This is a genomic window from Sphingomonas sp., assembly GCF_003248515.1.
Lineage (GTDB): Bacteria > Pseudomonadota > Alphaproteobacteria > Sphingomonadales > Sphingomonadaceae > Sphingomonas_I.
This window is the reverse complement of the sequence record NZ_QFOB01000001.1, coordinates 386,106-408,251: the sequence shown is the minus strand read 5'-3', so window position 1 is coordinate 408,251 and position 22,146 is coordinate 386,106. Positions and strand designations below refer to the sequence as shown.

The 22,146-nt window shown below is 66.9% G+C and carries 27 protein-coding genes; 19 read left to right on the top strand and 8 right to left on the bottom strand.

Annotated elements, in window-relative coordinates; translation table 11 throughout:
• Window positions 1–31 precede the first annotated feature (31 nt).
• Entirely contained in the window at window positions 32–409 is a 378-nt protein-coding gene (locus DI605_RS02055; RefSeq protein WP_293968465.1) for a TonB family protein, read from the bottom strand.
• A gap of 184 nt (window positions 410–593) precedes the next feature.
• Here DI605_RS02055 and DI605_RS02050 point away from each other — a divergent pair, with 184 nt between their 5' ends.
• The 4 genes from DI605_RS02050 (at window position 594) to DI605_RS02035 (ending at window position 4,303) form a co-directional block, all read left to right on the top strand.
• Complete coding sequence (locus tag DI605_RS02050) at window positions 594–2,225, top strand: helicase HerA-like domain-containing protein (RefSeq protein WP_293968463.1); 1,632 nt, start codon at window positions 594–596, stop codon at window positions 2,223–2,225.
• A 62-nt stretch (window positions 2,226–2,287) separates the two neighbouring features.
• On the top strand, window positions 2,288–2,821 hold the full coding sequence (locus tag DI605_RS02045; protein WP_293968461.1) for a hypothetical protein: 534 nt from the start codon (window positions 2,288–2,290) through the stop codon (window positions 2,819–2,821).
• A gap of 55 nt (window positions 2,822–2,876) precedes the next feature.
• Window positions 2,877–3,824: a 2-oxoglutarate and iron-dependent oxygenase domain-containing protein gene (locus DI605_RS02040; protein ID WP_293968459.1), complete on the top strand. Its 948-nt coding sequence runs from the start codon at window positions 2,877–2,879 to the stop codon at window positions 3,822–3,824.
• A complete protein-coding gene (locus DI605_RS02035; protein WP_293968457.1) occupies window positions 3,821–4,303 on the top strand; it encodes a hypothetical protein in 483 nt (160 codons plus the stop codon). Before DI605_RS02040 ends, DI605_RS02035 begins: the two co-directional genes overlap by 4 nt.
• Window positions 4,304–4,363: 60 nt before the next feature.
• Here the strand turns inward: DI605_RS02035 and DI605_RS02030 are convergent, their stop codons facing one another.
• Both DI605_RS02030 and queF read right to left on the bottom strand, forming a co-directional pair.
• Window positions 4,364–4,771 carry a hypothetical protein gene (locus DI605_RS02030; protein WP_293968455.1) on the bottom strand — a complete coding sequence of 136 codons (408 nt, stop codon included), beginning with the start codon at window positions 4,769–4,771 and terminating at the stop codon, window positions 4,364–4,366.
• 91 nt (window positions 4,772–4,862) lie between these two features.
• On the bottom strand, window positions 4,863–5,309 hold the full coding sequence (gene queF, locus DI605_RS02025; protein ID WP_293968878.1) for a preQ(1) synthase: 447 nt from the start codon (window positions 5,307–5,309) through the stop codon (window positions 4,863–4,865).
• A gap of 286 nt (window positions 5,310–5,595) precedes the next feature.
• On the opposite strand from queF, the gene DI605_RS02020 reads away from it, so the two are divergent.
• From DI605_RS02020 to DI605_RS01980, 9 genes are all read left to right on the top strand, one after another.
• Entirely contained in the window at window positions 5,596–6,426 is an 831-nt protein-coding gene (locus DI605_RS02020; protein WP_367120018.1) for a sulfurtransferase, read from the top strand.
• Complete coding sequence (gene metC, locus DI605_RS02015; RefSeq protein WP_293968453.1) at window positions 6,423–7,601, top strand: cystathionine beta-lyase; 1,179 nt, start codon at window positions 6,423–6,425, stop codon at window positions 7,599–7,601. The genes DI605_RS02020 and metC overlap by 4 nt, the downstream gene beginning before the upstream one ends.
• A gap of 220 nt (window positions 7,602–7,821) precedes the next feature.
• On the top strand, window positions 7,822–8,580 hold the full coding sequence (locus DI605_RS02010) for a TorF family putative porin (protein WP_293968451.1): 759 nt from the start codon (window positions 7,822–7,824) through the stop codon (window positions 8,578–8,580).
• 217 nt (window positions 8,581–8,797) lie between these two features.
• Window positions 8,798–9,343 carry a hypothetical protein gene (locus DI605_RS02005; RefSeq protein WP_293968449.1) on the top strand — a complete coding sequence of 182 codons (546 nt, stop codon included), beginning with the start codon at window positions 8,798–8,800 and terminating at the stop codon, window positions 9,341–9,343.
• Window positions 9,340–10,737, top strand: a complete 1,398-nt coding sequence (locus tag DI605_RS02000) for a terminase family protein (RefSeq protein WP_293968448.1) — start codon at window positions 9,340–9,342, stop codon at window positions 10,735–10,737. Before DI605_RS02005 ends, DI605_RS02000 begins: the two co-directional genes overlap by 4 nt.
• An 88-nt stretch (window positions 10,738–10,825) precedes the next feature.
• A complete protein-coding gene (locus DI605_RS01995; RefSeq protein ID WP_293968446.1) occupies window positions 10,826–11,155 on the top strand; it encodes a hypothetical protein in 330 nt (109 codons plus the stop codon).
• On the top strand, window positions 11,152–11,559 hold the full coding sequence (locus DI605_RS01990) for a hypothetical protein (RefSeq protein ID WP_293968444.1): 408 nt from the start codon (window positions 11,152–11,154) through the stop codon (window positions 11,557–11,559). The genes DI605_RS01995 and DI605_RS01990 overlap by 4 nt, the downstream gene beginning before the upstream one ends.
• Window positions 11,560–11,561: 2 nt before the next feature.
• Window positions 11,562–12,062 (top strand): DUF2793 domain-containing protein, encoded by a 501-nt coding sequence (locus tag DI605_RS01985; protein ID WP_293968442.1) that lies wholly within the window; start codon window positions 11,562–11,564, stop codon window positions 12,060–12,062.
• Window positions 12,063–12,256: 194 nt separating this feature from the next.
• Window positions 12,257–13,369, top strand: coding sequence for an OmpA family protein (locus tag DI605_RS01980; RefSeq protein WP_293968440.1), 1,113 nt, complete (start codon window positions 12,257–12,259; stop codon window positions 13,367–13,369).
• Between the two features lie 164 nt (window positions 13,370–13,533).
• On the opposite strand, the gene thpR is transcribed toward DI605_RS01980, so the two are convergent.
• Window positions 13,534–14,076, bottom strand: a complete 543-nt coding sequence (gene thpR / locus DI605_RS01975) for an RNA 2',3'-cyclic phosphodiesterase (protein ID WP_293968439.1) — start codon at window positions 14,074–14,076, stop codon at window positions 13,534–13,536.
• Window positions 14,077–14,257: 181 nt separating this feature from the next.
• On the opposite strand from thpR, the gene DI605_RS01970 reads away from it, so the two are divergent.
• Window positions 14,258–15,013 (top strand): Bax inhibitor-1/YccA family protein, encoded by a 756-nt coding sequence (locus DI605_RS01970; RefSeq protein WP_293968437.1) that lies wholly within the window; start codon window positions 14,258–14,260, stop codon window positions 15,011–15,013.
• 102 nt (window positions 15,014–15,115) lie between these two features.
• On the opposite strand, the gene ruvB is transcribed toward DI605_RS01970, so the two are convergent.
• Window positions 15,116–16,141 (bottom strand): Holliday junction branch migration DNA helicase RuvB, encoded by a 1,026-nt coding sequence (gene ruvB / locus DI605_RS01965; RefSeq protein ID WP_293968435.1) that lies wholly within the window; start codon window positions 16,139–16,141, stop codon window positions 15,116–15,118.
• A 153-nt stretch (window positions 16,142–16,294) separates the two neighbouring features.
• Here ruvB and DI605_RS01960 point away from each other — a divergent pair, with 153 nt between their 5' ends.
• Window positions 16,295–17,695, top strand: coding sequence for a pyridoxal-dependent decarboxylase (locus tag DI605_RS01960; protein ID WP_293968433.1), 1,401 nt, complete (start codon window positions 16,295–16,297; stop codon window positions 17,693–17,695).
• Here the strand turns inward: DI605_RS01960 and ruvA are convergent.
• The 3 genes from ruvA to DI605_RS01945 are packed head-to-tail and all read right to left on the bottom strand — an operon-like array spanning window position 17,676 to window position 19,560.
• On the bottom strand, window positions 17,676–18,275 hold the full coding sequence (gene ruvA, locus DI605_RS01955; protein ID WP_293968431.1) for a Holliday junction branch migration protein RuvA: 600 nt from the start codon (window positions 18,273–18,275) through the stop codon (window positions 17,676–17,678). The genes DI605_RS01960 and ruvA overlap by 20 nt on opposite strands.
• Before the next feature lie 18 nt (window positions 18,276–18,293).
• Entirely contained in the window at window positions 18,294–18,791 is a 498-nt protein-coding gene (gene ruvC, locus DI605_RS01950) for a crossover junction endodeoxyribonuclease RuvC (RefSeq protein WP_293968429.1), read from the bottom strand.
• A 25-nt stretch (window positions 18,792–18,816) separates the two neighbouring features.
• Window positions 18,817–19,560, bottom strand: coding sequence for a YebC/PmpR family DNA-binding transcriptional regulator (locus DI605_RS01945; protein WP_293968427.1), 744 nt, complete (start codon window positions 19,558–19,560; stop codon window positions 18,817–18,819).
• A 216-nt stretch (window positions 19,561–19,776) separates the two neighbouring features.
• On the opposite strand from DI605_RS01945, the gene DI605_RS01940 reads away from it, so the two are divergent.
• Genes DI605_RS01940 through coaD form a run of 4 tightly spaced genes read left to right on the top strand, consistent with a single transcriptional unit; the run spans window position 19,777 to window position 22,135 of the window.
• Complete coding sequence (locus DI605_RS01940) at window positions 19,777–20,439, top strand: DUF1013 domain-containing protein (RefSeq protein ID WP_293968425.1); 663 nt, start codon at window positions 19,777–19,779, stop codon at window positions 20,437–20,439.
• 58 nt (window positions 20,440–20,497) lie between these two features.
• Entirely contained in the window at window positions 20,498–20,743 is a 246-nt protein-coding gene (locus DI605_RS01935) for an exodeoxyribonuclease VII small subunit (RefSeq protein WP_293968423.1), read from the top strand.
• 19 nt (window positions 20,744–20,762) lie between these two features.
• On the top strand, window positions 20,763–21,653 hold the full coding sequence (locus DI605_RS01930; RefSeq protein WP_293968421.1) for a polyprenyl synthetase family protein: 891 nt from the start codon (window positions 20,763–20,765) through the stop codon (window positions 21,651–21,653).
• A complete protein-coding gene (gene coaD, locus DI605_RS01925; RefSeq protein WP_293968419.1) occupies window positions 21,650–22,135 on the top strand; it encodes a pantetheine-phosphate adenylyltransferase in 486 nt (161 codons plus the stop codon). Before DI605_RS01930 ends, coaD begins: the two co-directional genes overlap by 4 nt.
• The last annotated feature ends 11 nt before the right edge of the window (window positions 22,136–22,146 follow it).

Here is a 22,146-nt window from a genome sequence, read left to right as displayed (position 1 = left end):
GGCGATCATGGGGCGGTGGCGGACGGAATCGCTACCGCCACCAGGTAACGGCGCGTTCGGCGAACAGTGCGCCGCGCTCTCCGTCTGGTGCCGGCTCGAAGCGGGCGCGATCCATGATGCCTTCGCATGTTGCCCGATCCAGCTCCGGCGCGACGCTCTTTACGACTGTGCAGGCGGTGGGCGTGCCGTTCGGCGCGAGCGCGAGCCTGACGCGGACGACCCCGCTGTCGTTCGCGCGCAGCGAGATGCGCGCGGGCTGATGGGCCGGGCTGGCCCCTTTCGCAGGCGACGTCTGGCGCTCGGCAGGCAGCGATCCGGCGATCCTTTCCGACACCGGCTTGCCGATCTCGCCATCCACGATCGGATGCGCGGGCGAAAGAGCCAGCAGGAGCGAGAGGATCGGGACCATCCCGGCATCGTATCGGATATCGGTTAACGGCCGATGGGATGATGGTGTTAACAGCTGATTGGGGATTTCGATGATCCCGACATGCGGCGGACATGCCGGTCGTAAACTGGTGTGAAGGGGCGCGCGTCCGGCTCGACTTGGCGGCGGCTCCGGCGCAAACGGGAGCGGCAAGAAGGAGCATGCGATGACCGATCAGACCGGGCTTTTCGTCGGCGCGACGGCGAGGGGCGAGCGACAGACGCTGGAGCTGAAGCGCGCCAATCGCCACGGACTGATCGCGGGGGCGACGGGCACGGGCAAGACGGTGACTCTGCAGGGGCTGGCCGAAGGCTTTTCGAAGGCGGGCGTGCCGGTGTTCGTGGCGGACGTGAAGGGCGATCTTTCTGGCCTCGCCATGCCCGGATCGCCCACCGCCAAGGCGCATGAGGCCTTCACCAAGCGCGCGGCCGAAATCGGCATGACCGACTGGACCTATGTCGACAATCCCGTGGTCTTCTGGGATCTCTTCGGCCAGGCGGGCCATCCCGTGCGCACCACCATCTCCGAAATGGGGCCGTTGCTGCTCGCCCGGCTGATGGCTCTGAACGAAGTGCAGGAAGGCGTGCTCAACCTTGTCTTCAAGGTGGCGGACGAGCAGGGGATGCTGCTGCTCGACCTTTCCGACCTGCAGGCGATGCTGGCCTGGGCGGCCGAGAATGCAGCCGACCTTTCCGCCAAATATGGCAATGTCACGCGCGCGACCGTCGGCACGATCCAGCGCCAGTTGCTCCAGCTGGAGGCGCAGGGCGGCGACGGCTTCTTCGGTGAGCCGGCGCTGGACGTGAAGGACATGATGCTGATCGACGATGCCGGGCGCGGCACGATCAGCGTGCTGGCGGCCGACAAATTGATGGCCGCGCCGAAGCTTTACGCCACCTTCCTGCTCTGGCTGCTTTCCGAACTGTTCGAGACGCTTCCCGAAGTGGGCGATCCGGACAAGCCCAAGCTCGTCTTCTTCTTCGACGAGGCGCACCTGTTGTTCGACGATGCCGCGCCCGCCCTGATCGACAAGGTGGAACAGGTGGTGCGCCTGATCCGATCGAAGGGCGTGGGCGTCTATTTCATCACGCAGAACCCGATCGACGTGCCGGATGATGTGGCCGGCCAGCTGGGCAATCGCGTGCAGCACAAGCTCAACGCCTTCACGCCGCGCGAGCAGAAAGCGGTGACGGCTGCGGCGCAGACCTTCCGGGCCAATCCGGGTGTGGACGTGGCAAGCGCGATCACCGAGCTGAAGGTGGGCGAGGCGCTTGTCTCGCTCTTGCTGCCGGATGGCGCGCCGGCGCCCGTTTCGCGCACGCTGATCCGGCCGCCCTGCTCGCGCGTCGGGCCGCTGACCGACAAGGAGCGCGCGGTGATGATCTCCACCTCTCCGGTGGCGGGCAAGTATGACACGCCGGTCAATCGCGAGAGCGCGGCCGAGATCCTCTCGCAGAAGGCGGGGGATGCGAAGGCGGCGGCGGAGAAGGCCAGGGCCGATGCCGAACTGGCGAAACAGCAGGCCGAAGCCGCCAAGGCGGCGGCGGCGCAGGCGAAGCTGGACGCGGCCGAGCAGGCCCGCCGCGACAAGGAAGCGGAGCGCGCGGCGGCGGCCCAGGCCAAGGCCGAGGAGCGCGCGCGAATCGCGGCCGAGCGCGAGGCGGCCAAGCCGACGCTGACCGACAAGGTGATCCAGTCGGCCGCGCGATCGGTGGCCTCATCCGTCGGGCGCCAGGTGGCCGGGCAATTGGGGAGCCAGTTGCTGCGTGGCCTGCTGGGGGGACTGTTCAAGCGCTGACCGCCTTCACGGCCGGTTAGGGCCTGCACCCTAGGGGAGACCGATCATTCGGAGGTTTCCCCTTGCCGCGCATCCTGCCCATCGCGATTTTCGCTGCCCTCGTCCTCCCGGGGGCTGTCCTCCCGGGAGCCGCACTCGCGGCGCCTGCGCCGGGGGACGATCCGTCGCCTTATCTGCAGGCGTTTCGGGACACGTGCCTGACGGCCTTTCCCGATTTCGACACGATTGCGAGGAAGGCGACAGAGCAAGGCTGGCAGGACAGCAAGCTGACCGTGCGGGGCGATCCGAAGGACCTGCCGATGAGCCTGCCGCGCGCCTTTCGCAAGGACGGGATGATGCTGTTTCTCACCACGATCGATTCGGGACCGTTGCAGCGCGTCTGCCAGATTGCCGGTACGGCCGCGACGAAGCTGAGAGGCGCGGACGTGGCGGAGGTGGTTTCTCCCGTACTGGGCGGCGCGGCGCCGGAGCCCGTGCGATCGAGGAGAGAGGATGCGGCCCTCTGGACGACCGCTCCGGGCATCAGTGTGCAGGCCGGAATCGCGATCTACGGGCGGATGCGCACGCTAACCTTCTCCGTACGCCAGCAGCGCTGAACGGGGGCTTCGCGCCGCTCTCGACGGTCGCACCGGCCGGGCCTACATTCGCGCCATGGCTACCACCCTAGACAAACCCACCGTTCCCACCGTGAGCCTTGCCGACGAGGCACGCGATCCGATCGGATTCGCGCAGGCGCTGGGTGGTTCCTTCGAGCGTTTCGGCTTCGCGATCGTCTCCGATCATGGCGTGCCTCCCGAAATCATCGCGGATGCCGATGCGAAGGCGAAGGCCTTCTTCGCGCTGCCGGACGAGGTGAAGCGCAAATATGCGAATGCCGGTGGTGGGGGACAGCGCGGTTATATCCCGTTCGGGATCGAGACGGCGAAGGGCGCCAAGGCGCATGACCTGAAGGAATTCTGGCATGTCGGGCGTGAGCTGCCCGCAGGAGATCCGCTGCGCGAGGTGATGCCGGACAATGTGTGGCCCGAAGAGATTGAGGGTTTTCGCAAGGCGGAGCTGGCGCTCTACAATGCGCTGGAGGATGCGGGCCGGCGACTGCTGACGGCGATCGCGCGCTATCTGAACCTGCCCGCCAATTTCTTCGACGCCACGATCGAGAATGGCAATTCGGTGCTGCGCCTGCTCCATTATCCGCCGATGGGGCCGGACGGCCCGAGCATTCGCGCCGGCGCACACGAGGACATCAACACGATCACGCTGCTGCTGGGCGCGGAGGAAGCCGGCCTCGAACTGCTGGACCGCAACGGCGACTGGCTGCCGGTGCAGCCCAAGCCCGGCGAACTGGCGATCAACGTGGGCGACATGCTCCAGCGCCTGACCAACAATGTGCTGCGTTCCACCACGCATCGGGTGCTGAATCCGGCACCCGAACGGCGCGGTTTCGCGCGCTATTCGATGCCCTTCTTCCTCCATTTCCGGCCCGATTATCTGATCGAGACGCTGCCGCAGTGCGTTGGCCCGGACCGGCCGAACCTTTATCCGCCGATCACGGCGCACGATTATCTCTACGAACGGCTGCGCGAGATCAAACTGGCATGAGCCGGCTTCTGGCTTTCGCGGCGCTCGCGCCCTTTGCCGCGACATGCGCGCAGGCACCCGAACAATCGGCCGGAGCCGAGCCGGTGTGCGTGAGGGCGGAAATCGTGCCGGGCTTCGAGAGCTTCGGAAAACCGGAGGCCGGCGCGCCGGCGCTCGGCAAGGCCGTGGCGCTGACGATGAAGTCGGCCGAATCCTCTGCCGCGAAAGGCGAGCGGCCTTTCAAGCCGGGAACCTATGAGGGCCATTGGCTGCGGACCGTGGCGAAGGCGGGTGATTATCGCATCGCGCTTTCGCAAGCCGCGTGGATCGCGGTGCGACGGACGATGGACGAGGTGGACTCCGCCGCGCACGGCCATGGGCCGGCCTGCTCCGGTATCCGCAAGATCGTGACCTTTCCGCTGAAGCCGGGGAGCTATCACCTGAATCTGAGCGAGGCGAAGGAGCCGGGCATCGTCGTGGCGGTGGCGCCGGGCGCCTGAGCCTGAAACCGCCCGGCCGGCGCGACGCCGGGCGGTCTTTCCGGGCTCGCGTCTTGGCGGTCAGCCCTTTTTCGGGGGTGGGGGCGCCGGAAGCCGGCGGCAGGCGGGCCAGTTGACCTTGCCGATTTCCGAGCATTGCCCCGCCTGGACGGAGCCGTCCGGACCGATGAAGACGCCGTAGGTTTCGCTTGACCTGGGCATGGTGCCGGCGAGCGTTTTCTTCGGCGGCGTGATGGCGCCGCAGCGTGCGACCCACATGGCGAGATTCTTGTGCGTCTGCTGGAAGGCGGCCGCCGTCACGCGGGGGCACCACAGACCATTATCCTGGATAGCGCGGCGGAGCGCGGCATAACGCTGGATCTCGGTAAGCGCGGCCATCTGGCGGCTGTAGCGCATCGCCGAATCCGGCGTCTGCGCGACGAGCGGGGAGGCCGTGAGCACGGCGGCGATGAGGAGGGGCAGCTTCATGCGGCAATTCCTGTGGCGGCGCATCTCGACTGGGCTCGATGCTGTGGGTTCTCGACTGTACCCCAACCCAACGGAAGGGAAGACGGTTGGTTCAGCCGCGCCCGCGATAGGTGGGCACGCCCTGATCGGGAAGCCACAGGCCTTCGGGAACGGGCCCCGACTGCCAGAAGACATCGATCGGGATGCCGCCGCGCGGATACCAATAGCCGCCGATGCGCAGCCACAGCGGCTGCATTTCCGCGAAGAGCCGCTCGCCGATGCCGACCGTGCAATCCTCGTGGAAGGCGGCATGATTGCGGAAGCTGCCGAGGAACAGCTTGAGCGACTTCGATTCCACGATCGTGGTGGCGGGCGCATAATCGATTACGAGATGCGCGAAATCGGGCTGGCCGGTGACCGGGCAGAGCGAGGTGAATTCCGGCGCGGTGAAGCGGACGAGATAAGGGCGGCCGGTGCGCGGATTGGGGACATAATCGAGGGACGCCGCTTCGGGCGAGGCGGGCAGGGCCGATGACTGGCCGAGATGGGTGAGGCTCATGGCCACCATGTAGGCGATCGCGGCGCGCGCGTCATCGGGCGAGCCGCAGCCGTCAGCAGATCATTCGATCTCCCACGCGCCGGCATGGCAGGGGCTTGGTCCACTCGGGCAATTCCAGCGCACCCACGCAGACCAGGAGGGCGAAGAGGGCCAGAGCCGTGGCGCGGGCAAGATGCCGGGACTTCATGGCCCATCGTCTAGGGGACATAGGTCAACGAGGGGTTACGCGCGCGATCAAGCCGGGTCGCGCTCCGCCGGCACAGCTTCTATTGTGCGGGCCATGGACATGCTCGTCACCCCCGCCTGGATCGCCGCGAACGGCGATGCCAAGATCATCGACGCCACTTATTATGCGCTGGAACCGGACCGCGACGCGCGCGCCGATTTCGAGGCCGGCCATATTCCGGGGGCACTGTTCCTCGATCTCGAGCATCTCGCCGATGCGGCCAATCCGCTGCCGAGCATGGCGCCGCCCGCCGCGCAATTCGAGGAGCGGCTTCGCGCGCTGGGCGTGAACGAAGGCGATGCGGTGATCCTCTACGATCAGGCCCCGCACAAGACGGCCGCGCGCGCCTGGTGGCTGTTCCGTCTGTTTGGGCTGACCCGCGTGGCCCTGCTCGATGGCGGGTTCGCCCGCTGGAAGGCGGAGGGGCGGGCGATCGAGACCGGCCCGGTGGTGGAGCCGGGTGGCGGCGACGCGAAGGCGCGGTTCATGCCGGCTCTGGCGCGCAACGTCGCGCAGGTGACGGCGATGCTGGACGCGGACGAGGGCGCGCAGATCGTGGATGCGCGATCGGCGGCGCGGTTCAGCGGAGCCGAGCTGGATCCGCGGCCGGGCGTGGCATCGGGCCACATGCCCGGCGCCGCCAACCTGCCTTATGGCCGCCTGTTCGAGGCGGATGGAAACTGGAAGGCGCCGGGCGCCGTCGCCGAGGAATATCGCGCGATCGGCGTGGATTTGGAACGGCCGGTGGTGACGACATGCGGCTCGGGCATCACGGCATCCATCCTGCTCTTTGGGCTGGCGCTGACGGGCAAGGCCGACTGGGCGCTGTATGACGGATCCTGGAGCGAGTGGGGAGCGCTGCCCGGGACGCCCAAGGAAAGCGTGGCGTGAGCGACGGAACGGAGGATCGCCCCGCGACCAGACTGGTGACCGCGGGACGGCGCAAGGAATGGACCCGCGGCATCGTCAATCCACCGGTATGGCGGGCGTCCACGATATTGTTCGACGATGTCGCCCACCTGCGTGCATCGGCGCGAAACCCCGATTCCGGCCTATATTACGGGCGGCGCGGAACGCCCACACAATGGGCGCTGGCGGAGGCGCTGACCGCACTGGAGCCGGGTGCGGCGGGAACGGTGCTCCACTCTTCGGGCGCGCAGGCGGTGGCGACCTCGCTGCTGGCGGTGCTGAGCCCGGGCGACGAATTGCTGATGGTCGATTCGGCCTATGAGCCGACGCGCGCCGTGTGCAACGGGATCCTGCGGAAGATCGGCGTGACGACGCGCTTCTACGATCCGCAGGCGGGCGCCGACGAGGTGGCGGCCCTGTTCGGAGAGAAGACGAAGGCGGTTTTCCTCGAAAGCCCCGGCAGCCTGACGTTCGAGGTTCAGGACGTGCCCGGAATCGCGGCGAGGGCGCGCGAGGCGGGGATCGTCTCGCTGATCGACAATACATGGGCGACATCGCTGATGCTGCCGGCGATCGCATGCGGCGTGGACATCGCGATCACGGCGCTTACCAAATATGTCGGCGGCCATTCGGATCTGATGATGGGTGCGACCACCGCGCGCGCGGGCTTCTTCGAGACGGTGCGCAAGACCAGCCAGGGATTGGGGCAGGTGGTGGCGCCGGACGATGCGGCTCTGTGCCTGAGAGGGCTGCGGACGATGGAATTGCGCCTGCGCGCGCACGAGGCCGGCGCGCTCAAGGTCGCACGCTGGCTGGAGGGGCGGCCCGAAGTGGGCGTGGTGCTGCATCCCGCTTTGCCCTCCTGCCCTGGACACGAATTGTGGCGACGCGATTTCCTGGGCTCCTCCGGCCTGTTCAGTTTCTCGCTGAAGCAGGCCGCCGATGCGGCGCGCACACGCTTCATCGATGGCCTGCGCCATTTCGGCATCGGCTATTCCTGGGGCGGCTATGAAAGCCTCGCTCTGCCGATCGACCCGAGCCCCATTCGCACGGCGCGCCGCTGGACGGGCGAAGGCGCCTTCATTCGCCTGCACATCGGGCTGGAGGATGCTGACGATCTGATCGCCGATCTGGAAGCCGGAATGGGGAGGCTCTGACGCAGGCGCCCCACCGGCCGGGTTCATTTCCAGACTGTTGCTGAAACGCAACGTACCGTGAGACTAATGAGGAGTTTCGCCTCACCCCTTGTTGTACTCAGCAACATATTGCGCCAATGGCCCTGTGTCGGAACGCAGTCCCCCCGCTCCCTTGGGAGGCAGAGGAGAGGACGCATCCGGCGCGCAGCGGAACGTGACGAAACTCACGAAAGGGATTTCCATGCGCTCGATTCTCGTCGGCTCCACGATTCTGGCGGCTGCCTTCCTTGCGGCGCCGACGCTGGCGCAGGATGCGCCGGCCAGCGATTTCACCATCACCGGCGGCGCGACACTGACCAGCGACTATCGCTTCCGCGGCGTTTCGCAGACGGACAAGAATCCGGCGATCCAGGGCACGATCGGCATCAGCCATTCGAGCGGCTTCTACATCGGCACCTGGGGTTCTTCGATCGACGATTATGTCGCGGCGGGCAGCGATCAGGAAATCGATCTGTACGGCGGCTACAAGAAGACGTTCGACGGGACGACCGTGGATGTCGGCCTGCTCTATTATTACTATCCCGGCCCGAGCGGGAACACCGACTTTTTCGAGCCTTATGCGAACGTTTCGCGCACCTTCGGCCCGGTGACCGGCAAGGTCGGCCTGAATTATTCGTGGAAGCAGCACGCGCTGAGCTGCGGCCTGTGCTCCAGCGCGCGCGAGGACAATCTCTACACCTATGGCGAGCTTTCGGGCGGCATCCCGAATACGGGCGTGACGCTGACCGCGCATCTGGGCGAGAGCTGGGGCCGCAGCTACCTGACGGCGGGCCTGAAGAACTATACCGACTGGAGCCTGACGGCGGCCTACACCTGGAAGAACCTGACCTTCTCGGTCGCCTATGTCGATACCGACTTCAAGAAGGGCGAGGCGGTCGATTTCTCGGGCAAGAATGTCGCCAAGGCAGGCGTGGTCGCCGCCATCGGCGTCGCCTTCTGATCCAGCCGACCGGCGTGCCGAGGCCCGCTCTCCTCGTGAGGGCGGGTCAAGGCGCGATCTAGAACAAATAGCGAACAAATGCTTGACAGCGCGCCGCTGATCGGCTAGGGAAAAGGAACGCTGGAGAAATGCGCCGACGGCCTGGCCCGGCGCCGCGAGGATCCGCCGTTCGAGGCGCGGTCCGGGGCGATATGCCTTTCCGGTTCTGGAGACAGCGATGGACGAAGGGAAGCGGAGCGCGGGTGCGCGACCGGCGGCGAAGCCGTGCGCCCTGACGGCGCGGAAAGCGCAGACGAACGGGCCGGAGCGGGGGCGTGCCACCGTGAAGAGCCAGGTGCCCCGGACGGTGAAATGGTCCGCCAGGCGCGAAGCCATGTTTCTGGAGGCGCTGAGCCGGACGGCGAATGTGCGCGCGGCGGCGCGGGCATCGGGCCTGTCGCCCGCGAATGTCTATAAGAAGCGCGCGGCGTCCGATTCCTTCCGGGCGGCCTGGGGCGCCGCGTTGCGTGAAGGCTATGTGCGGCTGGAAACAGACCTGCTGGATCGGGCGCTGAACGGCGTGCGCAAGGACAAGTGGGAGCGCGGCCAGAAGGTTGGCACGACGCGCGAATATTCGGACGCGCTGGCGCTTGCTCTCCTGAAGCAGCATCGTTCGGCCGTGACCGGCGAGGCCGCGCCCGCGCCGATCGGCCTGGCGGAGGCCGAGGCGGCGCTGATCGCGAAGCTCGGGGAGATGAACCGGCGTCTGGGGGGCGCGGGATGACGGCTTTTCCCGGAGGACCCTGGACGCGCACGCAGGCGATTCTGGACATCATCGGGGGCGTGCAGGATCCGGCGGCGACATTGCCCGAAGGCGCTTCCGTGGCAGAGCGGATCGCGGCGCTGGATAAGCGGGATCGCGCACGGTTGGGAGGCGTGGCGCGCGAACTGATCGGCCTGATCGGGCGCTGGGACTATGCGGCGCGCGCCGCGCAATGGCCCCCCGAAGGCGATTGGCGGACCTGGCTCATTCTGGCGGGGCGTGGCTTCGGCAAGACCCGTGCCGGTGCAGAATGGGTGCGGATGCAGGCGGAGATGCATGGCGGGGCAAGAATCGCGCTCGTCGGTGCTTCGCTGGCGGAGGCGCGCGCCGTGATGATCGAGGGCGAGAGCGGACTGCTGGCAATCGCGCCTGATCCGGGCCGCATCACATGGGAATCCTCGCTGCGCCGGCTGACGTGGGACAATGGCGCGCAGGCCACGCTCTTTTCGGCTGGCGAGCCCGAAAGCCTGCGTGGTCCGCAGCATCATTTCGCCTGGTGCGACGAGATCGGCAAATGGCCACGCGGGGAGGAAGCCTGGGACAATATGGCGATGGGGCTCCGCCTGGGGGCCCATCCGCGCGTGGTGGCGACGACGACGCCGCGCGCCGTGCCGCTGGTGCGGCGGCTGAACGGTATGGCGGGGGTCGCGATCACGCGGGGGCGTACGCAGGACAATCGGGCGCATCTGGCGCCGGCATTCCTGGCGACGATGGCCGAGCATTATGCGGGAACACGCTTCGGACGGCAGGAACTGGATGGCGAACTGATCGAAGAGATAGAAGGCGCATTGTGGAGCCGGGCGGCGATCGAGGCGTGCCGGCTCCGCGAGGCGCCGCCCTTGTCGCGCATCGTGATCGGCGTGAACCCGCCGGCCGGCGCAGGTTCCACGAGCGATGCATGCGGAATCGTGGTTGCCGGGCTGGGGGACGATGGCTGCGCCTATGTGCTGGACGATGCCAGCCTCCAGGGCGCCTCGCCCGAAGGCTGGGCGGCCGCCGTGGCGCGGGCGGCGGAGCGCTGGTCGGCCGACCGGATTATCGCCGAGGCGAATAATGGCGGGGCGATGGTGGAGAGCGTGCTGCGCGCGGCGGAGGAGACGCTGCCCGTGCTGCTCGTCCACGCGGCGCACGGCAAGGTGGCGCGGGCGGAGCCGGTACAGGCGCTCTACGCGCGGGGGCGGATATTCCACGTCGGCGCCTTCACCGCGCTGGAGGATGAGATGGCCGGGCTGCTGCTGGGCGGCGGCTATGAGGGGCCGGGACGTTCGCCCGACCGGGCGGACGCCATGGTGTGGGCGATCACCGAATTGCTGCTGGGAAAGAAGACGCGGCCGGGCGTGCGCAGTCTTTCCTGACTGCGAGGTCGGGGGGACAGCATCGCCCCCCAATACACAGGCCCTTTCTTCCCGGTCTGCGTGGGAAGGGCCTTTCCAGGAGACAGACATGCGACTTTTCGGGAGGCGGGCGGAGGCGTCCGCGCGGCCGGCGCTTGTGCGTGCGGTGGGCGGAGTTGCCGGTGGGGCGTGGCCACGATCCTATGAGGCGCAGGTGCGCGAGGCCTATCTGGGCAATGCGATCGCCCAGCGCGCCGTGCGGATCGTGGCGGAGGGGGCGGCGGGCGTGCCGCTCTATGCGCAATCGGGGCCGGAACGCGCTGCGGCGTTGGTTACGCCGATGATCGTGGAGACGATCGCGGCGCATTTGCTGCTGCACGGTAGCGCCTGCTGCCGATCGATCTTCCGACGGCGACGATCGGTGGAACGATCCGGATGACGGCGCTCGCCACAGGATCCGTCGGGCCACCCGCGATGCGCGAAACGGATGTGATTGGCCGGAGTCTGCGGCCACCATGCCCGGTCGCGCTGGCCGCGAGCCGGCTTGCGGATGGCGCGATCCGCCTGAACTGGATCCGTCGCAGCCGCCAGGGCTGGGCATGGCTGGACGGGACCGATGTATCGCTGGGCGAGGACAGCGAGCTTTATCGCCTGACCCTTTCGGGGGACGGCATGGACCGCGTGATCGACTGCGTGGCGCCGCATTTCGACCTTGTGGCGGGTGAACAATCGGCGGGGTTGCTGGCCGGCACGAGCCCGCTTGCCGTCTCGATCGCGCAGGTGGGGCGTTTCGGCATTTCTCTTCCGGCCGCGACGCGGACATTCATCCTTGCAGGAGCCTGACCATGAGCGAGACGACGCCACGCCTTTCCATGCCGTTGCTCCAGGCGGGGCAGGCGCAGAAGGAAGTGCTGCATAACGAGGCGATCACGCTGCTCGATGCGCTGGTCGCCGGAGTGGTCGAAGGAAGCGGCGATAATGATCCGCCCCTCTCGCCGGCTCCCGGATCGACGTGGATCATCGGATCGGCGCCATCCGGGGACTGGACGGGGCAGGCGGGCGCCGTCGCGCTTTGGACGGCGGGCGGATGGCGTTTCGTGGCCGCGAGGGAGGGCATGAGCTTTCGCCTTCGGGACAGCGAACTCAGGATCGAGTGCGGTGCCTCCGGCTGGGGGAGTGGGGCGGTTCATGCCACGTCGATTGTCGTGGACGGCGAACAGACCGTGGGACCGAGGCTTTCCGGCATATCCGATCCGGCCGGCGGGGCCATCGTCGACGCAGAGGCGCGCGGGGCGCTGGCCGCGATACTTGTGGCTTTAAGGACACACGGTTTGATTGGTTCCTAAAAAATATCGCAAAGCATGAAACCGACTGGCATAAACCGGGTTTAGCGGATTGTTCGCCGTCCCAGACCCATTGCGCAGCCGTGCAGCGGGGACATTTCGGCAACAGTCCACGTTCTTGCGCCTTGCGTAAAGACATGGTGATGAGTAGGAACCGCGCTGCTCCCCACGAGCAGTGTGCAGAAAAGGGGTTTGAGATGCGCAGAATTGCCATGATGGCTGTTTTGGCCTCCACGGCGCTCGCAGCGCCGGCGATGGCCAAAGACAAGGCGTGGTATGTTGGTATCGAAGGCGGCGGCATGATCGTCGAAGATACCAAGATCAATATTGGCGCGGTGGCGCCGGCAGCAACTGCCAACCACAAGACCGGTTTCGATATCGACGGCGTCGTCGGTTACGATCTCGGCATGGTCCGCCTTGAAGGCGAAGTCGGCTACAAGCGCGCCGAGGCCGCTGGCCATGAGACCACGACCGTTATCGGTGGCCTGCCCGCCGGCCGCTATTTCGGTTATGCTTCGGGCTCGACCGAAGTGCTCAGCTTCATGGGCAACGCGCTGCTCAATTTCGGCGCGGATGACTCGGTCAACGGTTATGTCGGTGCCGGTGCCGGTATCGCTCGTGTGAAGTATGACTCCTATCGCCTGTACGGCGGCATTCCCTATGCCGACGGCAGCGACAGCCGCTTCGCATGGCAGGTCCTGGCTGGCGTCCTCTATCCGATCACGGACAAGATCGACATCGGCGCCAAGTATCGCTTCTTCAACGTCTATGGCGTGCGTGTTGCGAGCAACACCTTCAACGCACTGGCCGCTGGCGAGACCAAGGCGAAGTTCCGCTCGCACAGCCTGCTGGCGAGCCTGATCTACAACTTCGGCGAACCGGCCGCACCGCCGCCGCCGCCGCCGCCGCCGCCTCCCCCGCCGCCTCCCCCGCCGCCGCCGCCGCCGCCGCCGCCGCCGGCCACTCCGGGACCGTTCATCGTGTTCTTCGACTGGGATAAGTCGGCGATCACGCCTGAGGCTTCGTCGATCCTCGACAACGCCGCCCAGGCCTATGCGACGACCGGTCAGGCTTCGGTCATGCTGGCCGGCCACACCGACAAGTCCGGTTCGGACTCGTACAATGTGGGCCTGTCGCAGCGTCGTGCGGATGCCGTGAAGGCATACCTCGCTTCGAAGGGCGTGCCGGATACCGCAATGTCGACGGAAGCGTTCGGCGAGAGCCGCCCGCTGGTCGACACGGCCGATGGCGTCCGCGAGCCGCAGAACCGGCGCGTGGAGATCACCTTCGGTCCGGGCGCAGGTCAGTAATCGACCTGGCCTGCCGACAAGGCGGTCAAAGACAGAGGGGTCGGCGGGAACGCCGGCCCCTTTTTCTTGTCTTCCGATGCCGTCGCATCCGATTGGGGGGATGCCATCCTGACGCACGCCGCGCGCGCTGATAGGCAAGGGGAGTGGGGCGTGCCCGAGCGTTGCTATGCCGCGCGCCCGAGCGGATAGCGCTCGACAACGACATAGGTCGACCCATCCCGGCCGAGGATGCTTTCGTACAGATAAAGATAGTCGAAGCGGGCGACCTCGACATGCAGGCCGGCATTGGCGCGGAGCCAATCATCGGCCGGCATTGCGATGCGCCCGAGTCGGGCCAGTGTGATATGGGGCCGGAACGCGCGGGTTTCGGTCGGTAGTCCGACCGAGACGAGCGCGCGATCCACCGATTTCGCCAGGCGATCCAGTTCCGGTGACGACGTCATCGCTGCCCAAAGGCTGTTTGGGCGTCCCTTGTGCTCGAACGCTCCCACGCCGCGCGCGCCAAGCTCCAGGCACGGTCCGCGAACATGGCCCAGCACCGCGATGATATCCTCCATCTGGTGGCGATCCACCTCGCCGATGAAGCGCAAGGTGAGGTGGAGTTGTTCGTCGCTCTGCCAGCGGGCACCGGAAAGGCCGTGCATTGGCGTGCGCAGGGCCGCGCGCATCGCGGGAGGCGGCCTCAGCGCCGCGAAGAGCCGGATCATTTCGTGTTTCTCAAGTATTTCCCGCCGGCTATCCTTAAGCCTCTATTCAACCGGCCACCAGCAATTCGGCGATCGGCGTGGTACTGTCGCGCCCGGATCCGCATCACGTCCCTTGAATCGGACGCGGTTCGGGCCGATATTCGGCGGAGCGCCGATCGGGCGCAGGAGGAGTTTCTTCGAGATGGCAAATCGGTCCGACCCCTGGGGCACGACCGCCCAGTCGACCAGTGTCGGCATCGGCGCAGGCGCGCGCGACGCGGGTCTTCGGTCGTACATGCTTTCGGTCTACAACTATATGTCGTCGGCGGTGCTGCTGACCGGCATCGTTGCCCTGCTGTTCGCGTATAACACCGCGACCGACGGCGGGAACAACAGCTATGCCGCCCAGATGGTGATCAACGGCGGCCCGCTGAAGTGGATCGTCATGCTTGCCCCGCTCGGCCTGGTGATGTGGCTGAGCTTTGGCATCAACCGGATCACCGAGAGCACGGCAAAGGCCCTGTTCTGGGGTTATTCGGTGCTGATGGGCCTGTCGCTCTCGACGATCCTGCTCGTCTACACCGGCACCTCGATAGCGCAGGCCTTTTTCGCGACGGCCGCCGCCTTCGCGGGGCTCAGCCTGTTCGGCTACACGACAAAGAAGGATCTGTCCGGTTTCGGCACCTTCCTGATCATGGGTGTGGTTGGCCTCGTCGTCGCGAGCCTGATCAACCTCTTTCTGAAGTCGTCCGCGCTCGATCTGGTGGTGAGCTTCGTCGGTGTCCTGCTGTTCGCGGGCCTGACCGCTTATGACACCCAGCGCATCAAGAGCATGTACTTCCAGGTGCAGGGCTCGGAGATGATCGGCAAGACCGTGATCATGGGCGCGTTGCAGCTCTATCTGGACTTCATCAACCTGTTCCTGTTCCTGCTGCGCTTCATGGGCGATCGCCGCTGAGCGAGGCAGCCTTCGGGGCTGAAACGAGAAAGGCCCGGCGGAGCGATCCGCCGGGCCTTTTCCTTTGTCACTTCGTCATGTCGGCGAAGGCAGGCATCCATTTCAACCGTCGAACAAACCGTCCTGCGCGCCCGTCGGAGGGGGCAGGCCCAGATGCGTCCAGGCCCGGCCCGTGAGGCAGCGGCCACGCGCAGTGCGCGCGACGAGGCCGAGCTGGATCAGATAGGGCTCGATCACTTCCTCAATCGTGTCGCGCGGCTCGCCCAGTCCGGCGGCGAGCGTTTCCACGCCGACAGGGCCGCCGCGATAGATATCCGCGATCATCAGCAGGTAGCGCCGGTCCATCGCGTCGAGGCCGAGCGCGTCCACCTCCATCCGCGTGAGCGCGGCATCGGCGGCAGGCGCGTCGACCGTCTTGTTGCCTGCGGCGTGCGCGAAATCGCGGACGCGCCGGAGCAGGCGGCCGGCGATGCGCGGCGTGCCGCGCGACCGACGCGCCACTTCGTGCGCGCCATCCGAGGTGAGGGGCAGGCCGAGCAGACGCGCGGCGCGGGAGACGACCTGCTCCAGTTCATCGACATCGTAGAATTGCAGGCGGACGGGAATTCCGAAGCGATCGCGCAGCGGCGTGGTCAACAGGCCCTGGCGCGTGGTGGCGCCGACGAGCGTGAAATGCGGCAGATCGATCCGCACGGATCGGGCCGAGGGGCCTTCGCCGATCATGATATCCAGCGCACGATCCTCCATCGCCGGATACAGCACCTCCTCCACCGCAGGCGCGAGCCGGTGAATCTCGTCGATGAAGAGGACATCGCCTTCCTCGAGATTGGTGAGCAGGGCAGCGAGATCGCCGGACTTGGCGATCACCGGGCCGGAGGTTGCGCGAAAACCCACCCCCAGTTCGCGCGCGATGATCTGGGCGAGCGTGGTCTTGCCGAGCCCGGGAGGACCGAAGAAGAGCACATGATCGAGCGCTTCGCCACGCGCCTTGGCGGCATCGAGAAAGACGCGAAGATTGTCGCGCGCCGCCTTCTGCCCCACGAATTCGGCGAGCGTTTTCGGGCGGAGAGCCGCGTCGGCATCGTCGGCCAGGCGCGCGGGGGTGAGCAGGCAATCTTCGTCCGACATTTGTTCCGTCTATCGCCGGATCGTTCGGGGTGGAAGCGCTTCGCGTGCTCGGCCCCGAGGCACGCGTCTTTTTCAGCGCAAGCGGCGGGATGCGCCATGCTTTCGCCACGCTAGAGCGCAGAAAGGAGCAACGGCGGACGGAAGGTGGGCGCGATGGGCAGCGAGACGGGGTGGGATGCGATGGGCAAGGCGGCGGAGGCGGCGATCGCCTATCGTCGCGCGATCGCGGCGGCGGAGACGACGCCCACCGTCGGTTATGGCGAGATGCTCGCGGCGTTTGCGGCGCCCTTGCCGGACAAGGGCGCCGAGGCTTCGGCCATCCTCGAGGAACTGGTGGCGAAAGCCACGCCGGGAATTCGTGCCTCCACCGCGCCGCGCTTCTACGGCTGGGTGATCGGTAATTCGCATCCGACCGGCGTGGCGGCCGACTGGCTGACGGCGGCCTGGGGCCAGAATGCGGGCAATCTGCTGGCGGCGCCTGCCGCGTCCGCCGTCGAGGCGGTCGCGGCCGGGTGGCTGCTCGATCTGCTGGGGCTTCCGGGTGACGCATCGATGGGCTTCGTGACGGGCGCCACGATCGCCAATTTCGTCTGCCTGGCGGCCGCGCGCAGCGAGGTGCTGCGGCGTGCGGGCTGGGATGTCGAGGCGGATGGCCTGTTCGGTGCGCCCGTCATCAACGTGCTGATCGGTGCCGATGCGCATGCGACGGTGTTTTCGGGCCTGAAGTTTCTCGGGCTGGGGGCGCAACGCGTCACCACGATCGCGACCGATGCGGCGGGGCGGATGCGGCCGGATGCGCTGGCCGAGGCCCTGTTCGTGGCCAAGGGCCCGACGATCGTGATCGCGCAGGCGGGCCAGATCAATACGGGCGCCAGCGATCCTTTCGCCGAGATCGTGCCGCTCGCGCGGGCGGCGGATGCCTGGCTGCATGTCGACGGCGCCTTTGGCCTCTGGGCGCAGGCGAGCCCTTCGCTCCGCCATCTGACGGCGGGCGTCGAGGGGGCGGACAGCTGGGCGACGGACGGGCACAAATGGCTGCAGACGCCCTATGATTGCGGCTATGCGATCGTGCGCGATACGGCCGCGCATCAGCGCGCCATGGCCTTTTCCGCCAGCTATCTGCCGCCTGCCGCCGATAGCGAGCGGGAACCTTCCGCCTTCGTGCCCGAACTGTCCCGTCGTGCGCGCGGCTTTGCCACCTGGGCGATGATCCGCCAGTTCGGCCGGAGCGGGATCGCGGAAATGGTGCAGCGTTGCTGCGCGGTGGCGGGCCGGATCGGCGAGCGTTTGGAGGCCACGCCCGGCATTACGATCGTCGCGCCGATCGAGCTCAACCAGCTTCTCCTCCGCTTCGGCAACGATGATGCCGCCACTCTGGCCACGATCGCGCAGATTCAGGAGGATGCGGTGCTGTTCGCCGGCGCATCGAGCTGGCGGGGCGAATGGGTGATGCGGATCTCGGTCAGTTCGTCCGCGACGACGCTGGAGGATGCGGACATCACGGCCGATGCGATTGCGGCCGCCTGGGAGAAAGTCAGCGCGCGGCTTTCCTGAGTGCGAGGCGGACGAGCGCATCGAGGCTGGCGCCCTCGCCCAGCTCCTCGATCGCGGCATCGACCGCGCGCGAGGCATCGGCCGGGCGGAAGCCAAGATTGGAAAGGGCGGACAGCGCATCCGCGGCAGCGCTTCCTTTCGGTGCGGGCGACGTGGAAGCCGCTCCTCCCAGCGCCGGCGTGCCGGCCTTGTCCTTCAACTCCATCACGATGCGCTGGGCAAGCTTGGGGCCGACGCCATTGGCGCGCGCGACCATGGCCTTGTCGCCCGCCGCGATCGCCCGCGACAATTCGGCCGGATCCAGCACCGAGAGTATCGCCAGCGCGACGCGTCCGCCGACTCCCTGAACCGAAGTAAGCAGGCGGAACCAGTCGCGTTCGGCCGCCGATCCGAACCCAAACAGGGTGATCGCATCCTCGCGCACCTGCATTTCGGTGAAGAGGATGACGTGGCCGCCGTGAGGGGGCAGGGCCGACAATGTCCGGGTGGAGGCCTGCACGAGATAGCCGACGCCGCCGACATCGAGGACTGCGGCGTCGGCTGTGGATTCGACGAGGGATCCGGCGAGGCGTGCGATCATCCGTCCGACCTACGGGAATCAGGAGCGGCTGGGAATGAGGCGACGTGCCGTTGCGACGTGATGCGCGTGGGTGATGGCCACCGCCAACGCGTCCGCCGCGTCCGCTCCGGTCAGCTTCACGCCCGGCAGAAGCCGCGCGACCATCGCCTGCACCTGCTTCTTTTCCGCCCCGCCCGTGCCGACCACCGCTTTCTTGACGATGCTGGGATGATATTCGCCGATGACGAGATCGGCCTGCGCGGCGGCGAGCAGGGCCATGCCGCGCGCCTGACCCAGCTTCAGCGTGGATTGCGCGTTGGAATTGCCGAGCACTTCCTCCACCGCCGCACCTTCGGGCCGGTGCGCCCGCACCACCTCGACGATCGCGCCATGCAGCAGGGCAAGCCGGCGAGGCAGCGCCATGGAGGCATCGGTGCGGATCTGCCCGTTGGCGATGTGCGTCAGCCGGTTGCCATCGGCGCGGATGACGCCCCAGCCAGTGGTGCCAAGGCCCGGATCGAGGCCGAGGATCAGCATCGCCGCTTCCGGGCGTCCGGCTGGATCAGCCCAGCTTCTCCATGATCTCGTCGGGCACGTCATAATTGCCCCACACGGTCTGGACGTCGTCATCGTCCTCGAGCGCGTCGATCAGCTTCATCAGCGTGCCGGCGGCATCCTCGTCCACCGTGACCTGCGTCTGCGGGCGCCAGGCGAGCTTGATGCCTTCCGGTTCACCCAGAACGGGCTCGATCGCCTTGGCGACTTCGTGGAGCGCATCGGTCGAGGTCCAGATGGAATGGCCATCGTCATTGCTCTCGACATCATCGGCACCGGCTTCCAGCGCCGCTTCGAACACCTTTTCGGCATCGCCGGCGGACACGGGATAGTTGATCAGGCCCAGCCGATCGAAGCCGTGGCTCACGGCATTCGGCGCGCCCAGATTGCCGCCATTCTTGGAGAAAGCGAGGCGCACATTGGTGGCGGTGCGGTTGCGATTGTCCGTCAGCGTCTCGACGATCAGCGCGACACCGCCCGGGCCGAAGCCTTCATAGCGGATCTCTTCGTAATTCTCGCCCTCGCCGCCGGCCGCCTTGTTGATGGCGCGCTCGATATTGTCCTTGGGCATGCCATCCTTGCGCGCGGCGATCACGGCCGAACGCAGGCGCGCATTCATGTTGATGTCGGGCAGGCCCGCGCGCGCCGCCACCGTGATTTCGCGGCTGAGCTTGGAGAAGAGAACGGCACGCTTCTTATCCTGCGCGCCCTTCCGGTGCATGATGTTCTTGAATTTGGAATGGCCGGCCATGGCGGCTGCGTCTCGCTTGTCTCGCTGATGGGATCGGCGTCCCTCTAGCGTGGTTCGTTGCCCGTCGCCAGCCGGCGCATTCGGGGGCGTGGCGGCGTTGCCGATCCGGTCCGTCCCGCCAGAGACTTGCCTGCAAGCCCCGCTCCATCTACATCTGATGCCATATTCAGGCCGCTCCGTTGGGGCGGCCCTTTCTTTATCTGGAGGATGCCGCTCGTGGCTCAGCCGCTCATGCCCCATGCGACCGCCTCGTGGCTGGTCGACAATACGTCCCTCAGCTTTCAGCAGATCGCCGAATTCTGCGGGCTCCACATCCTGGAAGTCCAGGCCATCGCCGATGACATGGCCGCCACCAAGCTCACCGGGCGCGATCCGCTCCGCGCGCACGAACTGACGATGGAGGAGATCGAGAAGGGCCAGAAGGACCCGAACTATCGTCTCCAGATCCTGAAGGGACCGGAGCAGCAGCGCCGCACCAAGGGGCCGCGCTACACGCCGGTCTCCAAGCGGCAGGACAAGCCGGACGGCATCGCCTGGATCATCCGCAATCATCCGGAAGTGTCGGACGGCCAGATCTCGCTGCTGATCGGCACGACGCGCACCACGATCGCCGCGATCCGCGATCGCAGCCACTGGAACATCGCCAACATCACGCCGAAGGACCCGGTGACCCTGGGCCTGACCAGCCAGCGGGAGCTGGATGCCGTCGTCGCCAAGGCCGCGAAGGCCGCCGGCATCGAGGCGCCCACCGACACGCGCCTGGAGGGTGATCGCGAGGCGCTGATCGAGCAGCTGCGCAACGAGCGCGACAATGTGCACACGGGCGGCACGGATTCGGTGATATCCGACGTCGACGCCCTTTTCGGCAAGCGGAGCTGAGCGGGGGTCCGGATCGCTTGACCCCCAAGCGGCCCCTCGCCACAACCCGGCCCGCCCGATGACCGATCCCGCCACTCTCGCCGATCTTTCCTTCGAGGATGCGCTCAAGCGCCTGGAGGCGATCGTGCATCGCCTCGAAAGCGGCGAGGCGAGCCTCGAGGAATCGATCTCGCTCTATACGGAGGGCGCGACGCTTCGAGCGAAATGCGAGGAGCGGCTGCAATCCGCGCAGGCCCGCATCGAGAAGATCACGCTTGGCCCCGATGGCGCGCCGCGCGGCACCGCCGCCTTCGACGCCGGCTGAGTTGGGGATGGGAGCGGGCATGGAGCTTGGTCTGAAAGCGGCGATGAACCAGGTCGCTGAGGATGTCGACCGGGCGTTTGATCGCCTGCTGGCGATTCCGGCCGATCCGCGCCGCAGCCTTTATGAGGCGATGCGCCATGCCGCGATCGGCGGCGGCAAGAGATTGCGCCCGCTGCTCGTTCGGGCCTCTGCCGATCTGTTCAAGGTGGATCCCGCCTGCTCTCTGCGCGTCGGCCTCGCGATCGAATGCGTCCACGTCTACAGCCTGATCCACGACGACATGCCGTGCATGGACGATGACGACATGCGCCGCGGCCGCCCCACCGTGCACCGCGCCTTTGACGAGGCGACGGCGGTGCTGGCCGGTGATTCGCTGCACGCGCTCGCCTTCGAGGTTCTCGCCGAGCCGGAAACACACGCCGATCCCTTCATCCGTGCCGAGCTGGTGAGCGAGCTTGCGCGGGCGAGCGGCCCGGCCGGCATGGCCGGCGGGCAGATGATGGATCTCGTCGCGGAAACCGAAACCTTCGATCTGCCGACCGTCACGAAGCTCCAGCAACTGAAGACCGGCGCGCTGATCAGCTTCTGTTTGGAAGCGGGGGCGATCCTCGGCCATGTTCCGCCGGAAGGCCGTCGCCCCTTGCGCGGCTATGCCCGTGATATCGGCCTTGCTTTCCAGATCGCGGATGATCTGCTCGATGTGGAAGGCCAGGAAGAGCTGACCGGCAAGGCTGTCGGCAAGGATGCGAATGCCGGGAAGGCGACGTTCGTTTCGCTGCTCGGCATCGATCGGGCGCGCTCCCAGGCGCGGATGTTGGTCGATCAGGCGATCGGCCATCTCGCCAGTTTCGGTGCGGAAGCGGATCTGCTTCGCGCTATTGCCCGCTACGTCGTCGAGCGTGACCGGTGAGCCGCATCGCGGTTTATCCCGGCACCTTCGATCCTCCAACGCTCGGCCATATGGACATTATCGGGCGGGCGGCCCTGCTGTTCGATCGGCTGGTAGTCGGCGTCTTCACCAACGCTGCGAAATCCCCGCTGTTCACGCTGGAGGAGCGGTTGGCACTGCTCGCGCGCGAGGTGGCGTCGCTGCCGGGGGCGATCGAAGTCATCGCCTGTTCAGGCCTGCTCGTGGATGTCGCGGCGGATGTGGGGGCGAGCGCGATCGTGCGCGGACTGCGCAGCGGCACGGATTTCGATTATGAGGCGCCGATGGCGGGCATGAACCGGCGGCTGGTCGCGAATGTCGATACGGTGTTTCTCGTCGCGGAGCCGGCCTTGCAGCCCATCTCCTCGACGCTCGTCAAGGAGATTGCGCGCGGCGGCGGCGACATATCCGGCTTCGTCACGCCCGCCGTCCGTGCCGAGACGCTCGCGCGTATCGGTCGCTGATCATCTGAAGA

Excerpts from the sequence above, each read along its gene's own strand:
- DI605_RS01970 (WP_293968437.1), top strand. The coding sequence starts at position 14,258 with ATGGCAAATCGGTCCGACCCCTGGGGCACGACCGCCCAGTCGACCAGT.
- DI605_RS01995 (WP_293968446.1), top strand. The coding sequence starts at position 10,826 with ATGCGACTTTTCGGGAGGCGGGCGGAGGCGTCCGCGCGGCCGGCGCTT.
- DI605_RS01930 (WP_293968421.1), top strand. The coding sequence starts at position 20,763 with ATGGAGCTTGGTCTGAAAGCGGCGATGAACCAGGTCGCTGAGGATGTC.
- DI605_RS01935 (WP_293968423.1), top strand. The coding sequence starts at position 20,498 with ATGACCGATCCCGCCACTCTCGCCGATCTTTCCTTCGAGGATGCGCTC.
- ruvA (WP_293968431.1), bottom strand. The coding sequence starts at position 18,275 with ATGATCGCACGCCTCGCCGGATCCCTCGTCGAATCCACAGCCGACGCC.
- DI605_RS02020 (WP_367120018.1), top strand. The coding sequence starts at position 5,596 with ATGCTCGTCACCCCCGCCTGGATCGCCGCGAACGGCGATGCCAAGATC.
- DI605_RS01985 (WP_293968442.1), top strand. The coding sequence starts at position 11,562 with ATGAGCGAGACGACGCCACGCCTTTCCATGCCGTTGCTCCAGGCGGGG.
- ruvB (WP_293968435.1), bottom strand. The coding sequence starts at position 16,141 with ATGTCGGACGAAGATTGCCTGCTCACCCCCGCGCGCCTGGCCGACGAT.
- DI605_RS01990 (WP_293968444.1), top strand. The coding sequence starts at position 11,152 with ATGACGGCGCTCGCCACAGGATCCGTCGGGCCACCCGCGATGCGCGAA.
- DI605_RS01980 (WP_293968440.1), top strand. The coding sequence starts at position 12,257 with ATGCGCAGAATTGCCATGATGGCTGTTTTGGCCTCCACGGCGCTCGCA.
- DI605_RS02050 (WP_293968463.1), top strand. The coding sequence starts at position 594 with ATGACCGATCAGACCGGGCTTTTCGTCGGCGCGACGGCGAGGGGCGAG.
- ruvC (WP_293968429.1), bottom strand. The coding sequence starts at position 18,791 with ATGCTGATCCTCGGCCTCGATCCGGGCCTTGGCACCACTGGCTGGGGC.
- DI605_RS02030 (WP_293968455.1), bottom strand. The coding sequence starts at position 4,771 with ATGAAGCTGCCCCTCCTCATCGCCGCCGTGCTCACGGCCTCCCCGCTC.
- DI605_RS02010 (WP_293968451.1), top strand. The coding sequence starts at position 7,822 with ATGCGCTCGATTCTCGTCGGCTCCACGATTCTGGCGGCTGCCTTCCTT.
- DI605_RS02055 (WP_293968465.1), bottom strand. The coding sequence starts at position 409 with ATGGTCCCGATCCTCTCGCTCCTGCTGGCTCTTTCGCCCGCGCATCCG.
- DI605_RS01945 (WP_293968427.1), bottom strand. The coding sequence starts at position 19,560 with ATGGCCGGCCATTCCAAATTCAAGAACATCATGCACCGGAAGGGCGCG.
- thpR (WP_293968439.1), bottom strand. The coding sequence starts at position 14,076 with ATGATCCGGCTCTTCGCGGCGCTGAGGCCGCCTCCCGCGATGCGCGCG.
- DI605_RS02000 (WP_293968448.1), top strand. The coding sequence starts at position 9,340 with ATGACGGCTTTTCCCGGAGGACCCTGGACGCGCACGCAGGCGATTCTG.
- DI605_RS02040 (WP_293968459.1), top strand. The coding sequence starts at position 2,877 with ATGGCTACCACCCTAGACAAACCCACCGTTCCCACCGTGAGCCTTGCC.
- queF (WP_293968878.1), bottom strand. The coding sequence starts at position 5,309 with ATGAGCCTCACCCATCTCGGCCAGTCATCGGCCCTGCCCGCCTCGCCC.
- DI605_RS01960 (WP_293968433.1), top strand. The coding sequence starts at position 16,295 with ATGGGCAGCGAGACGGGGTGGGATGCGATGGGCAAGGCGGCGGAGGCG.
- DI605_RS02005 (WP_293968449.1), top strand. The coding sequence starts at position 8,798 with ATGGACGAAGGGAAGCGGAGCGCGGGTGCGCGACCGGCGGCGAAGCCG.
- DI605_RS02035 (WP_293968457.1), top strand. The coding sequence starts at position 3,821 with ATGAGCCGGCTTCTGGCTTTCGCGGCGCTCGCGCCCTTTGCCGCGACA.